Origin of the sequence: Pseudomonas sp. Eqa60 (assembly GCF_018326405.1) — a bacterium.
In the GTDB taxonomy this organism is placed as follows: domain Bacteria; phylum Pseudomonadota; class Gammaproteobacteria; order Pseudomonadales; family Pseudomonadaceae; genus Aquipseudomonas; species Aquipseudomonas protegens.
The window spans coordinates 2,012,747-2,026,647 of record NZ_AP024342.1; the positions used below are offsets into that span (position 1 = coordinate 2,012,747).

Consider the following 13,901-nt stretch of genomic DNA (forward strand, 5'->3'; position numbering starts at 1 on the left):
CATAAGGGAAGCGGCGATGAGTCTATGGCGCACCACTCCGAACATCGAGCAACTGAACGCGATCCAGAAGAACACCATCGGCGAAGTGCTGGATATTCGCTTCGAGTCCTATGACGAGCAGTCACTGACCGCGAGCATGGTCATCGACCATCGCACCCACCAGCCCTACGGGCTGCTGCACGGCGGGGCCTCGGTGGTGCTGGCGGAAACCGTCGGCTCCATGGCCAGCTACCTGTGCATCGACGCCAGCAAGTTCTACTGCGTGGGGCTGGAGATCAATGCCAATCACCTGCGGGGCTTGCGCACCGGGCGGGTCACGGCGGTGGCCAAGGCCATTCATATCGGGCGCACCACCCATGTCTGGGACATCCGCCTGAGCAGTGATGAAGGCAAGGCCAGTTGCGTCTCGCGCCTGACCATGGCGGTAGTGCCCCTCGGGCAGAACCCGCCGGCGCAATGAGGCAACGCGCCATAGGCTGAGCCTGGGTGTCAGCATTCCTGTCCGTTACGGTCATTGCCCTGGTGCCAGGGCCTGCGGACAATCGGTGTTCGTTTGGTGGATGGATAGGTCGGTATGTCGCAACAGGTGTTTTTCGCTCACGCCAATGGGTTTCCCTCCGGCACGTATGGCAAGTTGTTTGCTGCCCTGGCGCCGGAATTCGAGGTGGCTCATCTGCAGCAGCATGCCCACGACCCGCGCTTTCCGGTGGACGACAACTGGCGCAGCCTGGTGGATGAACTGATCCATCACCTGCAACAGCAGGCCCAGCCGGTCTGGGGCGTGGGGCATTCGCTGGGTGGTGTGCTGCATCTGCACGCGGCCCTGCGCTGCCCGGAGCTGTATCGGGGGGTGGTGATGCTCGATTCGCCGGTGCTGACCCGGGCCGACCAATGGGTGATCCGCGCCGCCAAGCGCCTGGGCTTCATCGACCGGCTGACTCCGGCCGGGCGCACCCTGGGGCGTCGCGAAGAGTTTGCCGACATCGAGGCCGCCCGCAGTTACTTCTCCCGCAAGACGCTGTTCCGGGCCTTCGATCCCGATTGCCTGGATGCTTACCTGCAGCACGGCCTGCAGCAGGTGGGGGATCGCTTGCGCCTGCGTTTTGACCCGGCCACGGAAATCAGCATCTACCGCGGCGTGCCTCATACCAGCCCGGGCAGTGCGCGCCAGCTCAAGGTACCGCTGGCGGTGGTGCGCGGACAGCAGAGCCGGGTGGTGATGCGCCATCACACCAGTGCCGTCGGGCGCATGCCCCTGGGCGAGTCGCTGACCATGCCCGGTGGCCACATGTTTCCCCTTGAGCGCCCCCAGGACACCGCGGCGCTGCTCAAGGAGCTGTTCACACGCTGGCAACGGAGCCCTGCATGAGCCACGCCGTCGAAGAAGTCCGCCTGAACCTGCCGCACATCGAACTGGCGGCCCATCTGTTTGGGCCCGAGGACGGTCTGCCGGTCATCGCCCTGCATGGCTGGCTGGATAACGCCAACAGCTTCGCCCGGCTGGCGCCCAAGCTCGCCGGCCTGCGCATCGTTGCCCTGGACCTGGCCGGCCACGGTCATTCCGGGCATCGCCCGGCGGGGGCCGGCTATGCCCTGTGGGACTACGTCTATGACGTGCTGCAAGCCGCCGAGCAACTGGGCTGGAAGCGCTTTGCCCTGATCGGTCATTCCCTGGGGGCGATCGTCTCGCTGGTGCTGTCGGCGGCGATGCCGGAGCGGGTCAGCCACCTGGCCCTGATCGATGGGGTGATCCCGCCGACGGCCAATGGCGAGGACGCCGCCGAGCGCCTGGGCATGGCGTTGCAGGCACAGCTGAATCTGCAGAACAAGAGCAAGCCGGTGTACGCCACCCTGGAGCGGGCCATCGAGGCGCGCATGAAGGGCCTGGTGGCGGTCAGCCGCGAGGCGGCCGAACTGCTGGCCCAGCGCGGCCTGATGCCGGTGCCCGGGGGCTATACCTGGCGCAGCGACAGCCGCCTGACCCTGGCTTCGCCGCTGCGCCTGACAGAGGAGCAGGCCATGTCCTTTGTTCAGCGGGTCGCCTGCCCGACGCAACTGGTGGTGGCGGCCGATGGCATGCTGGCCAAGCACCAGGCCTTGTTGCAGCGTCTACCCTTCAGCGTTGAGCAGTTGCCCGGCGGGCATCACCTGCACCTCAACGACGAGGCGGGTGCCACCTTTGTCGCAGACTGTTTCAATCGGTTTTTCGCCGTTCCTTGACTTGACGGGATCAACTGTCGAGGCTGGGCGGGTTGAAATGGGAGACAACCATGATAGATCTGTACACCGCTGCGACCCCCAATGGTCACAAGGTTTCCATCCTGCTTGAGGAACTCGGCCTGCCCTATGAGGTGCACGCCTTGAGTTTCGACAAGAAGGAGCAAAAGGCCCCAGCGTTCCTGAAGATCAATCCCAATGGGCGTATTCCGGCCATCGTCGATCGCGACAATGGCGATTTTCCGGTGTTCGAGTCCGGCGCGATCCTGGTGTACCTGGCCGAACGCACTGGCCAGTTGTTGCCGGCCGATCCCAAGGGCCGTTCGCTGGTCATGCAATGGCTGATGTTCCAGATGGGCGGGGTCGGGCCCATGCAGGGCCAGGCCAATGTGTTCTTCCGCTATTTCCCGGAGAAGCTGCAGGGCGCCATCGACCGTTATCAGCACGAGACCCGGCGCCTGTACGAAGTGCTCGACAGCCGCCTGCAACAGGCCGAGTACCTGGCCGGCGACTACAGCATTGCCGACATCGCCACCTTCCCCTGGGTGCGCGGCCATGAATGGTCCGGGGTTTCGGTGCAGGGCCTGCCGGCGTTGCAACGCTGGATGGCGGCCCTGGAGGCCCGTCCTGCGGTGCAGCGAGGCTTGCAGGTTCCACAACGCAGCGACGATGCCAGCGTCGTCAAGGGCGCCCAGGCCATGCTTATCCGATGAGAGTTTCCATGCGTTCAATCAGTGTTCTGGGCCTGTCCCTGGCAAGTACCCTGGTGCTTGCCGCCGATCTGCCGGGCAGCCACGACCTGCCCCTGGTCCCCCGTCTGACCGATGCACAGATCGTCGACTACCGCCCCGAAGTGGAGCAGGAGCGCGTCTACCCCCTGGGTTCGATCCGCCGTATCAGCGGCCAGTTGCGTTTCGATGGCCAGGTCAATGCCCGCGGCAAGCTCACCGCCATCACTTACCAGTTGCCCGCCGAGCGCACATCCAACGAAGCCTTCACCCTGGCCAGGGAGGCGCTGCAAAAGCAGGGCGCCGAGCTGCTGTTCTGGTGCCAGGCCCGCGATTGCGGTGAAAGCAGCCTGTGGGCCAACGAAGTATTCGGCAACGCCAAGCTGTTTGGCGCCGATGAACAGCAGGCCTACCTGCTGCTGCGGCTGGCGGCGCCCCAGGACAACTCCCTGGTAGCCCTGTACAGCATCACCCGGGGTAACCGCCGGGCCTACCTGCATGTGGAGCAGTTCGACGCCAGCGCGCCGCTGGGGGACCTGCTACCCACTTCGGCCACCCTGCTGCGCCAGCTCAAGGACACCGGCAAGCTGGACCTGCCGAAACTCGCCGAGCCCCAGCCCACCTGGCTCAACCTGCTGTCCCGCGGGCTGAACCTGGACACCACCCTGCGCATCAGCCTGTCCGGCAAGCAGGCCGAAGCCTGGCGCCAGGCGCTGATTGGCCAGGGCGTGCTGGCCTCGCGGATGGAAACCGGTAACACCGACGCAGCAGGCCTGCATTTCGAACTACTGCGTTAAGCTGTTTCAGGCAGCCCGCGCTCGCGGGTTCGCCTACTCTTCACTGGTTCTTCTTGCGCGAGACATTTCATGCCCAATAACGATCGCCTGCTGGTGCAGATCCTGCTCCTGGTGTTGTTCGGTGCCAGCTTCTGGGTCATGGCGCCTTTCTGGTCAGCGCTGTTCTGGGGCGCCGTGCTGGCGTTTGCCAGCTGGCCGCTGATGCGCCTGCTGACCCGCTGGCTCAATGGCCGAGAATCCCTGGCAGCGGCCCTGCTGACCCTGGGCTGGATGGTGCTGGTGGCCGCGCCGCTGGTCTGGCTCGGCCTCAACCTGGCGGACCATGTGCGCGATGCCACGGCCTTCATCAAGGACGTGCAGGTCGACGGCCTGCCCGCCGCTCCAGAGTGGCTCGGCAACCTGCCATTGGTGGGCGAGCGCCTGGTGGGCTTGTGGAACAGCATCGACCAGCAGGGCGCGGCCCTGATGCTGGCGGTCAAACCCTATCTGGGGCAGGTGGGCAACTGGCTGCTGGCTCGCAGCGCGCAGATCGGCGGCGGCATTCTGGAACTGACCCTGAGCATCGTCTTCGTGTTTTTCTTCTACCGCGATGGCCCGCGCCTGGCGCTGTTCGTGCACAAGTTGCTGGAGCGCCTGATCGGCGAGCGCGCCGGCTACTACATCGACCTGGTGGCTGGCACCGTGCAACGGGTAGTCAACGGGGTGATCGGCACCGCGGCGGCCCAGGGCCTGCTGGCGCTGATCGGCTTCCTGATTGCCGGAGTGCCCGGGGCGCTGGTTCTGGGGATCGTCACCTTCCTGCTCAGCCTGATTCCCATGGGCCCGCCCCTGGTATGGATCCCGGCTACCGCCTGGCTGGCCTGGAAAGGCGAATATGGCATGGCGGTGTTCCTGGGGATCTGGGGCACTTTCATCATCAGCGGCGTGGACAACGTGCTCAAACCGTACCTGATCAGCCGCGGCGGCAACCTGCCGCTGGTGATCGTGCTGCTGGGAGTGTTCGGTGGCCTGATCGCCTTCGGCTTTATCGGCCTGTTCATCGGCCCGACGCTGCTGGCGGTGGCCTACAGCCTGTTGCTGGACTGGAGCGCCAGCCAGGCCCGGGCCCAGGAGCCGCGTTGAACCACCGATTGCCGCTCCCCCCGGGAGCGGCAATGGACGTCAGGCAGCGACGTTGACGCTGCCGCCGAGGCTGCTGCTGGTGTCCAACTGATACTGCTTGCTCAAGCTGGCGATCATCTTGCCCAGAGCTTCGGCGAGGTTGGCCTGCGGGTCCTGGGGGGCGCTGTCCTGGTTGCTTCCGGCCTGCAACGCGGCCTTGAGCTCATCGCTACTGATGCCGCCACTGCTATCGCTGTCGAGAATCTTCAGCAGAGCCGAGCTGGTGTCGCTGCTGGTGGAGCTGTTGCCCGAGGCTTGCAGGGCAGTGCTCAGTTCGTCACTGCTGATGACTCCGTCGCCATCGCTGTCCAGGGCGCCGAGCAGGGCATCCGCCAGTTGGGTATCGGGGGCGCGGTCCTTGGGCGGAGGAGGGGCCATGGCGGCCATTTCATCGCTGCTCAAGCTACCGCTGCCGTCACTGTCCAGGTCGTTGAAATTCTTGCTCAGGCTGACCAGGATGCCGTTGTCGCTTTTCTGCGACAGGGCGTTTTTCAGCTCGTCCTGATCCACCGCGCCATCACCGTTGCTGTCGAGCTTGGCGAACAGCTCCTTGTGCAATTGCTGGCCACGGTTGGTGGTGCTGGAGCTGTAATAGCTCGAATAGTTGCTGCTGAGGCTATCGATCATGGGGCTCACTCCCTGCGGATGAATAGAACCGGTGGGGGGACACCGGCCCAAGCAGCCTCAGGGGGGAGTTGTCCTGGGTATTGGCGGTTTGTACCTGCCGCCACACAAGGCGCTCAAGGCCTGGGTAGACGCAATACCGCGGTCAGGCCGCCGCCGGGGGTTTCTTCGAGGATCAGTTGGCCGCCCAGGCGCTCCGCTGCTTCTCGGGCGATGGTCATGCCCAGGCCGACGCCGCCGGAGTTGCGGTTGCGCGAGCCTTCCAGGCGAAAGAATGGCTCGAACACCGCTTCACGCTTGTCGGCGGCAATCCCCGGGCCGTGGTCGATGACCCGGATCAGCAGTTGCCCGCGGTCGTCCTCCAGGGCCAGGGTTGCCTGGCCGGCGTAGCGCAGGGCGTTGTCCAGCAGGTTGTTGAGGCATGACTGCAACGCCATGGGTTGCACCAGCAGCGGCGCGCAATGGCCCTGGGCCTGAGCGTCGGCGCCCTGGTCCTGGGCGTTCTCGCACAGCGACTCCACCAGGGCCTGCACGTCCATCCATTGCTCGGCCTCGCTGGTGCGTTGTTCGTGCAGGTAGCTGAGGGTGGCGTCGAGCATCTTGATCATGTCGTCCAGGTCCTGGCGCATCTGCCCTTGCAGCTTGCTGTCCTCGATCTGCTCCAGGCGCAGTTTCAGCCTTGATAACGGGGTGCGCAGGTCGTGGGAGACGGCACCGAGCATGCGCCCGCGTTGCTGCACCTGCTCGCGGATGCGTTTCTGCATCTGGTTGAAGGTGCTGGCCGCTTGCCGGGCTTCCCTTGGGCCCACCTCTTCCAGGGGCGGGCTGTCGAGGTCTTCGCTCAAACGCTCGGCGGCGGCGCTCAGGCGCTGGATCGGCCGCGACAACAGCTTGGCGCCGTACCAGGCAGCGATGATCAGGGAGATGAACTGGAACGTCAGGGGCACCAGCGGGCCGCCGAACCAGGGCCGTGGCGGGCGCCTTGAATAAGGGGGCGGCGGCTGGCCATTGATCAACTGCGCCGAATCGGGAGGGGGCGGCGGCGGGGGCGGGCCGTAGTGGTGAAACCAGAAGAACGCCAGCAGGTGGGCGAGGACGATCGCGATCAGCAGGACGCCGAACAGGCGGCCGAACAGCGTATCGAACCGCCCGCGCATCAGCCGATGTCCCGGGCGTCGAACAGGTAGCCTTCACCGCGCACGGTCTTGATCAGTTGCGGCGACTTCGGATCGTCGCCGAGCTTTTGCCGCAGGCGCGAGACCAGCAGGTCGATGCTGCGATCAAAGGCCTCGATGGATCGGCCGCGGGCGGCGTCCAGCAATTGTTCGCGGCTCAGTACCCGGCGCGGGCGCTCGATGAACACCCAGAGCAGGCGGAACTCGGCGTTGGACAGCGGCACCACCAGGCCATCGGCGGAAATCAGTTGGCGCAGCACGCTGTTCAGGCGCCAGTTGTCGAAGCGGATATTGGCCCGCTGCTCGCTGCGATCGTCGCGCACCCGGCGCAGGATGGTCTGGATCCGGGCCACCAGTTCCCGTGGCTCGAAAGGCTTGGCCATGTAGTCGTCGGCCCCCAGCTCCAGGCCGATGATGCGATCGGTGGGCTCGCAGCGGGCGGTGAGCATGAGGATCGGGATGTCCGATTCGGTACGCAGCCAGCGGCACAGGGACAGGCCGTCTTCGCCGGGCAGCATCAGGTCCAGCACCACCACGTCGAAGTGCTCGGCCTGCAGGGCCTGGCGCATCGCCGCGCCGTCGGTGACGCCGCTGGCGTGAATGTTGAAACGCGCCAGGTAGTCGATCAGCAACTCGCGGATCGGCACGTCGTCGTCGACGATCAGGGCCCGGGTGTTCCAGCGTTTGTCGTCGCCACTGACCAATGCTTTGGCGTCTTCGTTGAGAGGGGCTGAAGTGTTCTGCATGGGTGCGGTCGTCTGCCAGGTAGGCTGCCGGCGCCTTAGGGCGGCGGCGGGGTTGTGGCTTCAGCATAGGCGTCCGGCCCGGGGGCTGGAAGTGCTGTTCGAAGGTGTTGCGGCTGGCGAGGGTAGCGCCGGGGATTGTTGCCCACGTGTCGTCAGTGTATCGAGGTTGATACAAATGCCGTGGCGTGGGGGAGCGATTGCCGGGGCAATCGGCCTTCTTGCGCACCGTTGAGGAGGATTTACCTCTGATCGGGTCCCGGAGCGGCGCGGCTTGCGCTACAATCCGCGCCGATTTCGACTTGCCTGAGAGCCCCTTCATGTCCGCCTGCCAGACTCCTATCATCGTCGCCCTGGATTTCCCCACCCGTGACGCCGCACTGAAACTGGCCGATCAACTGGACCCCAAACTGTGCCGGGTCAAGGTCGGCAAGGAGCTGTTCACCAGCTGCGCCGCCGAGATTGTCGGGACCCTGCGGGACAAGGGTTTCGAAGTGTTCCTGGACCTGAAGTTCCACGATATTCCCAACACCACCGCCATGGCGGTCAAGGCCGCCGCGGAAATGGGCGTGTGGATGGTCAACGTGCACTGCTCCGGCGGCCTGCGCATGATGGCTGCCTGCCGCGAAGTGCTGGACCAGCGCAGCGGCCCCAAGCCGTTGCTGATCGGCGTCACCGTGCTTACCAGCATGGAGCGTGAAGACCTGGCCGGTATCGGCCTGGACATCGAGCCCCAGGAGCAGGTGCTGCGCCTGGCTGCCCTGGCGCAGAAAGCCGGCATGGACGGCCTGGTGTGCTCGGCCCTGGAAGCCCAGGCCCTGAAGAGCGCCCATCCGTCCCTGCAACTGGTGACCCCGGGGATTCGACCGGCGGGCAGCGCCCAGGACGACCAGCGGCGGATCCTCACCCCGCGCCAGGCCCTGGATGCCGGCTCCGATTACCTGGTGATCGGTCGCCCCATCAGCCAGGCGGCAGATCCGGCCAAGGCCCTGGCCGACGTCGTGGCCGAACTGGCCCTGTAACACGCTTCCTCTTGTAGGAGCCGGCTTGCCGGCGATAGCGGTTTTGCGGTTGGCGGCCCTTTCCGGCCGCCGTTGCGGATCGCCGACAAGCCGGCTCCTACGGATTCAGACTTTCAGTATCAGCTTGCCGAAGTTCTCGCCGCTGAACAGCTTGCCCAGGGTTTCCGGGAAGGTTTCCAGGCCCTCGACAATATCCTCCTTGCTCTTGAGCTGCCCCTTGGCCATCCAGCCGGCCATTTCCTGCCCGGCTTCGGCGAACTGCGCGGCATAGTCCATCACCACGAACCCCTCCATGCGCGCCCGGTTGACCAGCAGCGACAGGTAGTTGGCCGGCCCCTTGACCGCCTCCTTGTTGTTGTACTGGCTGATGGCGCCGCAGATCACCACCCGCGCCTTGACGTTCAGGCGGCTGAGCACGGCATCGAGGATGTCGCCGCCGACGTTGTCGAAATACACATCGACGCCTTTGGGGCACTCGCGCTTGAGGCCGGCGTGGACGTCTTCGTTCTTGTAGTCGATGGCGCCGTCAAAACCCAGCTCGTCGATGAGGAACCGGCACTTGTCCTGGCCGCCGGCAATCCCCACCACGCGGCAGCCCTTGATCCTGGCGATCTGCCCGGCAATGCTGCCCACCGCGCCGGCGGCCCCGGACAGCACCACGGTGTCGCCGGCCTTGGGCGCGCCCACGTCCAGCAGGGCGAAGTAGGCGGTCATGCCCGTCATGCCCAGGGCTGACAGGTAGAGCGGCAGCGGGGCCAGCTTGGGGTCGACCTTGTAGAAGCCCCGGGGCTCGCCGAGGAAGTAGTCCTGCACGCCGAGTGCACCATTGACGTAGTCGCCCACCGCGAAACCGGGGTGGCTGGAGGCGATTACCTGGCCCACGCCCAGGGCGCGCATGACCTCGCCGATGGCCACCGGGGCAATGTAGGACTTGCCCTCGTTCATCCAGCCGCGCATGGCCGGGTCCAGGGACAGGTATTGGTTCTGCACCAGGATCTGCCCGGCGGCGGGCTCGCCCACTGCCACTTGCTGGTAGGTGAAGGTATCGCGGGTGGCCGGTCCGATGGGGCGTTTGGCGAGCAGGAACTGGCGATTGGTCAGGGCGGTCATGGCAGGCACTCGTGGGATGAATGAACCCCTAGTTGATAGCCCCTTGGCCTCGGTGCCGCAAGGTTTGCCGCTGCAGCGAATGGAGGCCAATCGATCGCCCTGATAAAGCCCCCGGCAGATTCATCACCAGAATGCATGAGCATCCAACCGGGCTTTTGATAGTGCTGACGCCACCAGCCCCGGCTGTGGCTAGATTGGGCCGGGTAGCTGACCCGCATTCGATCGAGGATTCCTGCAATGAGCATGACGTTTTCCGGCCAGGTGGCCCTGGTGACCGGCGCAGCCAATGGTATCGGCCGCGCCACCGCCCAGGCATTTGCCGCACAAGGCTTGAAGGTGGTGGTGGCGGACCTGGACACGGCGGGGGGCGAGGGCACCGTGGCGCTGATCCGCGAGGCCGGTGGCGAGGCATTGTTCGTGCCGTGCAACGTTACCCTGGAGGCGGATGTGCAAAGCCTCATGGCCCGCACCATCGAAGCCTATGGGCGCCTGGATTACGCCTTCAACAATGCCGGTATCGAGATCGAAAAGGGCCGCCTTGCGGAGGGCTCCATGGATGAGTTCGACGCCATCATGGGGGTTAACGTCAAAGGGGTCTGGCTGTGCATGAAGTACCAGTTGCCGCTGCTGCTGGCCCAGGGCGGTGGGGCGATCGTCAACACCGCCTCGGTGGCGGGCCTGGGCGCGGCGCCGAAGATGAGCATCTATGCGGCCTCCAAGCATGCGGTGATCGGCCTGACCAAGTCGGCGGCCATCGAATATGCGAAGAAGAAAATCCGCGTGAACGCGGTATGCCCGGCGGTGATCGACACCGACATGTTCCGCCGTGCCTACGAGGCGGACCCGAAGAAGGCCGAGTTCGCCGCGGCCATGCACCCGGTGGGGCGCATCGGCAAGGTCGAGGAGATCGCCAGTGCGGTGCTCTACCTGTGCAGCGATGGCGCGGCCTTTACCACCGGCCATGCACTGGCGGTCGACGGCGGGGCCACCGCGATCTGATGCCGATGGCCGGGGCCCGATGGAATCGACCTCCAGTGTCCTGAAAACGACCTCGGCGTAGCTTTTTGCCATTATTCCGATGTCAGAGACTTGTGCGCCGGTGCATGCCGTTGCGACCCTTCGCCAAGACAAGATGGCCCTATTGCCATTGGGGATTGGAAGGGGACTGCGCACCATGACTTCGGCCGCAAGTGGACGTTTTGCCAACCTGGGCATGGCAAAGAAACTGGGCATCGGGTTTGCCCTGGTGTTGCTCCTAACCGCTCTGGTGGCGGGGATCGGTGTCTGGTCCCTGCAGACCATCAGCCAGCGCTTCGATGGCCTCAAGCAGATGTCCCAGCTCAATAGCGGCGTGCTCAAGGTGCGGCTGCAGGAGCAGGACTACGCCCTGCACGGCGACAGCAAGACCGTGGACAGCCTGCATGAAAGCCTGGAAGGCCTGCAGGCCCTGGCCCAGCAGCTCAAGGTGCGGTCGGCGGCCAACCAGACCGCGATGGGCGATGTGGAGCTGGCGCTGGCGGACTATCGCAAGGCCTTCGACGAGTTCGTCGAGCTGACCCAGGCCAAGGACCTGGCCCTGGAAATGGCCAGTTGGTCGGTGTCCAGCGTGGCCAATAACCTGGACGTGCTGCAGGCCGGGCTGGCGGATGACGGTGCCTATACGCTCAAGGAATCCCAGGGCAAGGATGGTGCCGAATTCATCGAGCAGGCCAATCAGATCAGCCAGGTTTCACGCCTGATGCTGCAGGCCATGAATGAGGCCCGGTTGCGCCTGGATCAGAACCGTAAGGGCGGCGACCAGGAGCCCGCCGAGCAGGGCAAGATCGAGCAGGCCGATCAGGCCCTGGCCCAGGCCGAGCAGTTGAAGGCCACGGTCAAGGATGCGGGCTATCAGACGGTGCTCAACGAAGTCTCGGGGCACATCGGCAACTTCAGCGAGAAGCTCAACGAGTACACCGGGTTGCTGGCCCAGGAGAAGCAGGTCTATCAGCAGTTGCATGAGCGCGCCGCCCAGGTGATGGCGCGGGTTGATCAGGCGTACGGGGCGCAAGAGCATTCGATGCTGGGGGAACTGGACAAGAACTCCCTGCTGATCATCGGCTCCTCGGCCCTGGCGCTGTTGGTGGGGCTGTTGGCGGCCTTGAGCGTCACCCGCCTGATCGTGCGCCCGTTGCGCAGTGTGATGCACGTGGCTCAGCAGATTGCCGCCGGTGATCTGACCGCGACCGTGGAGGTGACCCGACGTGACGAGATCGGTCAGTTGATGCAGGCCATGCAGCAGATGGGCAGCGGCCTGAGCGGCATTGTCAGTGGCCTGCAGGCGGGGATCGAGCAACTGGCCAGTTCGGCTCAGTCGCTGTCCACGGTGACCGAGCAGACCAACCTGGAAGTCAGCACCCAGAAGGAAGAAACCGAGCAAGTGGCCACGGCCATGAATCAGATGACCGCCACGGTGCACGATGTGGCGCGCAATGCCGAGGAGGCCGCCCAAGCCGCCCAGGCGGCGGACGACAAGGTCGAAAGTGGCCAGCAAGTGGTGCGCCAGAGCATGCAGCGCATCGAGCAACTGGCGGATTCCGCCAGCCGTGCCAGCAGTGGTATCGAGAGCCTGAGCGCGGAAATCGACAACATCGGTAGCGTGCTGGATGTGATCAAGAGCGTGGCCGAGCAGACCAACCTGCTGGCCCTCAACGCCGCTATCGAAGCCGCCAGGGCCGGGGAGCAGGGCCGGGGATTTGCGGTGGTGGCCGATGAAGTGCGGGCCCTGGCGAAACGCACGCAGCAGTCCACCGAAGAGATCGCCCGGTTGGTGACGGCTCTGCACGCGGCGGCCGACTCCTCGGTGCGGCAGATCCAGAGCAGTGGCGAGCTGGTGAAGCTGGCGGTCAGCGATGCCCTGCAGACCGAAAGCGCCCTGGGTAGCATTGCCGCGGCGGTGTCATTGATCCAGCAGATGAACCAGCAGATCGCCGCTGCGGCCGAGCAGCAGAGTTCGGTGGCCGAAGAGATCAACCGCAGTGTCACCAGCATTCGCGCCAGTGCCGATCAGTCGTCCCTGGCGATGCAGGGCAACGCCGCGTCGAGCATCGAGCTGGCGCAGTTGGGCGTGGAACTGAAGGGGATGGTGGGGCATTTCCGCTTGTAGCGGCGGGGAGGGCGCAGCGTTCTAAAACCCTTGCCCGGGTGTTCCGGGCAAGGGTTTTTTCTGTCAGTCGTAGATGGCTTTCTTTTTCCAGTCGGCGTCGGCTTCCACGGTCTTGAGGCCCTGGGTCAGCTGGTTGTCTTCGTCCGGGGCAGGTTCCAGGGTCGACAGCACCATGGCATTGGCCCGGGCCAGGAGTTTGTCCAGGTATTCCAGTTGCTCCTTGTAGACCGCCGGGTCCGGCTGCTTGCGCAGGTACTGCACGCCACGCTCGAAGGCCAGCCGGGCCTGGCCCGGCTGATTCTGCTGCAGGGCGTACTGGCCCAGGTTGTTGAAGAACTCGATATGCAGCAGCACCAGGATGTGGCGGATCTCCTTGATCCAGCGCTTGGCTTCGTTGGGCTGCAGGAAACCGTCGTGGGCGGCGCGAGTGACCTGGCCGTGCATAGCCTCCAGCAGGAAGCGCACGTCCTTGGCCTTGGCTTCGGTCTGGATCGGTGCCGGTGGGTTGTTCACCGGGATCGACTCGCCCTGGCCCACCAGGGTATTGAGCTCAGCCAGGCGAGCCTTGAGGGTGCTGTCGGTTTTATCGAGGTTGAGCATGCGCTGAACGACGTTCAGCTCCAGGCGCGTCAGCAGCAGCTTGAGGGCCGGTGACATGAACTGGCCGGGGAAGGTTTCGGTGATCTCGCCGCAACGACGCAGGCGATCATTGAGTTCGACCTTGGTGCGGGCTTTTTCCAGTTTGTTGTTTTCCACCACATGGTTCATGTAGCCAATGGCGATCAATAGTGCGATCCCGGCTATTACCAGCAGGGTGATCATGAGTGGTGTCACCGTTAAAACCTCGTTATGGGATTCGCGTGCGAGTGTAGTGGCTTGGCATTTAGACGCATAGCGCCGCTCGACGAGCCGGGCATGGATTGTGCTGCTTATATAGGTGGCATTTGCCTCGGGGGATCCAAGGGTTCAAATTGCCATCACCGGCTGTGGAGGACTATAACGCCTTGTCGAGTGCCAGAATATAGGCGTCAAAGCGCGGACGGCAGAAAACCCTGAAGCGGGCCTAAAACAGCTCCGAAGTCATTGATTTAAATAAAATTATATCTGGGGGTTGACGGCCTCCCAAAGCATCCATAGAATGCGCGCCACTTTCAACGGAAAGCAAATAGCAAAACGTTG

Annotated in this window: 14 protein-coding genes; 9 read left to right on the forward strand and 5 right to left on the reverse strand. The window is 64.5% G+C overall.

Annotation, left to right across the window (positions count from 1 at the left end; all coding sequences use genetic code 11):
- Positions 1 to 16 precede the first annotated feature (16 nt).
- The 6 genes from KI242_RS09095 to KI242_RS09120 all read left to right on the forward strand — a co-directional run bounded on the left by KI242_RS09095 (position 17) and on the right by KI242_RS09120 (position 4,864).
- A complete protein-coding gene (locus KI242_RS09095; RefSeq protein ID WP_011060075.1) occupies positions 17 to 460 on the forward strand; it encodes a hotdog fold thioesterase in 444 nt (147 codons plus the stop codon).
- A 114-nt stretch (positions 461 to 574) separates the two neighbouring features.
- Positions 575 to 1,369, forward strand: a complete 795-nt coding sequence (locus tag KI242_RS09100) for an alpha/beta hydrolase (protein WP_011060076.1) — start codon at positions 575 to 577, stop codon at positions 1,367 to 1,369.
- A complete protein-coding gene (locus tag KI242_RS09105) occupies positions 1,366 to 2,220 on the forward strand; it encodes an alpha/beta hydrolase (protein WP_041116759.1) in 855 nt (284 codons plus the stop codon). Before KI242_RS09100 ends, KI242_RS09105 begins: the two co-directional genes overlap by 4 nt.
- A 50-nt stretch (positions 2,221 to 2,270) precedes the next feature.
- Complete coding sequence (locus KI242_RS09110) at positions 2,271 to 2,930, forward strand: glutathione S-transferase N-terminal domain-containing protein (RefSeq protein WP_011060078.1); 660 nt, start codon at positions 2,271 to 2,273, stop codon at positions 2,928 to 2,930.
- An 8-nt stretch (positions 2,931 to 2,938) separates the two neighbouring features.
- Entirely contained in the window at positions 2,939 to 3,742 is an 804-nt protein-coding gene (locus KI242_RS09115) for a DUF4892 domain-containing protein (RefSeq protein ID WP_053156988.1), read from the forward strand.
- 69 nt (positions 3,743 to 3,811) lie between these two features.
- Positions 3,812 to 4,864 (forward strand): AI-2E family transporter, encoded by a 1,053-nt coding sequence (locus KI242_RS09120; RefSeq protein ID WP_011060080.1) that lies wholly within the window; start codon positions 3,812 to 3,814, stop codon positions 4,862 to 4,864.
- 39 nt (positions 4,865 to 4,903) lie between these two features.
- Here KI242_RS09120 and KI242_RS09125 read toward each other — a convergent pair whose 3' ends face one another.
- The 3 genes from KI242_RS09125 to KI242_RS09135 form a co-directional block, all read right to left on the reverse strand.
- Entirely contained in the window at positions 4,904 to 5,530 is a 627-nt protein-coding gene (locus tag KI242_RS09125) for an EF-hand domain-containing protein (RefSeq protein WP_077933606.1), read from the reverse strand.
- A gap of 113 nt (positions 5,531 to 5,643) precedes the next feature.
- Entirely contained in the window at positions 5,644 to 6,684 is a 1,041-nt protein-coding gene (locus KI242_RS09130; protein WP_015634685.1) for a HAMP domain-containing sensor histidine kinase, read from the reverse strand.
- Positions 6,684 to 7,448 carry a response regulator gene (locus KI242_RS09135; RefSeq protein WP_011060083.1) on the reverse strand — a complete coding sequence of 255 codons (765 nt, stop codon included), beginning with the start codon at positions 7,446 to 7,448 and terminating at the stop codon, positions 6,684 to 6,686. Before KI242_RS09135 ends, KI242_RS09130 begins: the two co-directional genes overlap by 1 nt.
- A 317-nt stretch (positions 7,449 to 7,765) precedes the next feature.
- Between KI242_RS09135 and pyrF the strand changes: the two genes are divergently transcribed.
- Positions 7,766 to 8,467, forward strand: a complete 702-nt coding sequence (pyrF, locus tag KI242_RS09140) for an orotidine-5'-phosphate decarboxylase (protein WP_011060084.1) — start codon at positions 7,766 to 7,768, stop codon at positions 8,465 to 8,467.
- Between the two features lie 105 nt (positions 8,468 to 8,572).
- Here the strand turns inward: pyrF and KI242_RS09145 are convergent, their stop codons facing one another.
- Complete coding sequence (locus KI242_RS09145) at positions 8,573 to 9,577, reverse strand: NADP-dependent oxidoreductase (RefSeq protein WP_019095878.1); 1,005 nt, start codon at positions 9,575 to 9,577, stop codon at positions 8,573 to 8,575.
- 237 nt (positions 9,578 to 9,814) lie between these two features.
- Here KI242_RS09145 and KI242_RS09150 point away from each other — a divergent pair, with 237 nt between their 5' ends.
- Both KI242_RS09150 and KI242_RS09155 read left to right on the forward strand, forming a co-directional pair.
- Positions 9,815 to 10,576 carry an SDR family oxidoreductase gene (locus KI242_RS09150; RefSeq protein ID WP_011060086.1) on the forward strand — a complete coding sequence of 254 codons (762 nt, stop codon included), beginning with the start codon at positions 9,815 to 9,817 and terminating at the stop codon, positions 10,574 to 10,576.
- A 175-nt stretch (positions 10,577 to 10,751) separates the two neighbouring features.
- Positions 10,752 to 12,722 (forward strand): methyl-accepting chemotaxis protein, encoded by a 1,971-nt coding sequence (locus KI242_RS09155; RefSeq protein WP_065363412.1) that lies wholly within the window; start codon positions 10,752 to 10,754, stop codon positions 12,720 to 12,722.
- 63 nt (positions 12,723 to 12,785) lie between these two features.
- Here the strand turns inward: KI242_RS09155 and KI242_RS09160 are convergent, their stop codons facing one another.
- Complete coding sequence (locus KI242_RS09160) at positions 12,786 to 13,544, reverse strand: hypothetical protein (RefSeq protein WP_174394967.1); 759 nt, start codon at positions 13,542 to 13,544, stop codon at positions 12,786 to 12,788.
- Positions 13,545 to 13,901: the final 357 nt, after the last annotated feature.

What these genes read in the sequence shown, in the direction of transcription:
- KI242_RS09095 (WP_011060075.1), top strand. Translation starts at nt 17, where the DNA reads ATGAGTCTATGGCGCACCACTCCGAACATCGAGCAACTGAACGCGATC.
- KI242_RS09125 (WP_077933606.1), bottom strand. Translation starts at nt 5,530, where the DNA reads ATGATCGATAGCCTCAGCAGCAACTATTCGAGCTATTACAGCTCCAGC.
- KI242_RS09120 (WP_011060080.1), top strand. Translation starts at nt 3,812, where the DNA reads ATGCCCAATAACGATCGCCTGCTGGTGCAGATCCTGCTCCTGGTGTTG.
- KI242_RS09155 (WP_065363412.1), top strand. Translation starts at nt 10,752, where the DNA reads ATGACTTCGGCCGCAAGTGGACGTTTTGCCAACCTGGGCATGGCAAAG.
- KI242_RS09160 (WP_174394967.1), bottom strand. Translation starts at nt 13,544, where the DNA reads ATGATCACCCTGCTGGTAATAGCCGGGATCGCACTATTGATCGCCATT.
- pyrF (WP_011060084.1), top strand. Translation starts at nt 7,766, where the DNA reads ATGTCCGCCTGCCAGACTCCTATCATCGTCGCCCTGGATTTCCCCACC.
- KI242_RS09100 (WP_011060076.1), top strand. Translation starts at nt 575, where the DNA reads ATGTCGCAACAGGTGTTTTTCGCTCACGCCAATGGGTTTCCCTCCGGC.
- KI242_RS09105 (WP_041116759.1), top strand. Translation starts at nt 1,366, where the DNA reads ATGAGCCACGCCGTCGAAGAAGTCCGCCTGAACCTGCCGCACATCGAA.
- KI242_RS09110 (WP_011060078.1), top strand. Translation starts at nt 2,271, where the DNA reads ATGATAGATCTGTACACCGCTGCGACCCCCAATGGTCACAAGGTTTCC.
- KI242_RS09115 (WP_053156988.1), top strand. Translation starts at nt 2,939, where the DNA reads ATGCGTTCAATCAGTGTTCTGGGCCTGTCCCTGGCAAGTACCCTGGTG.
- KI242_RS09150 (WP_011060086.1), top strand. Translation starts at nt 9,815, where the DNA reads ATGAGCATGACGTTTTCCGGCCAGGTGGCCCTGGTGACCGGCGCAGCC.
- KI242_RS09145 (WP_019095878.1), bottom strand. Translation starts at nt 9,577, where the DNA reads ATGACCGCCCTGACCAATCGCCAGTTCCTGCTCGCCAAACGCCCCATC.
- KI242_RS09130 (WP_015634685.1), bottom strand. Translation starts at nt 6,684, where the DNA reads ATGCGCGGGCGGTTCGATACGCTGTTCGGCCGCCTGTTCGGCGTCCTG.
- KI242_RS09135 (WP_011060083.1), bottom strand. Translation starts at nt 7,448, where the DNA reads ATGCAGAACACTTCAGCCCCTCTCAACGAAGACGCCAAAGCATTGGTC.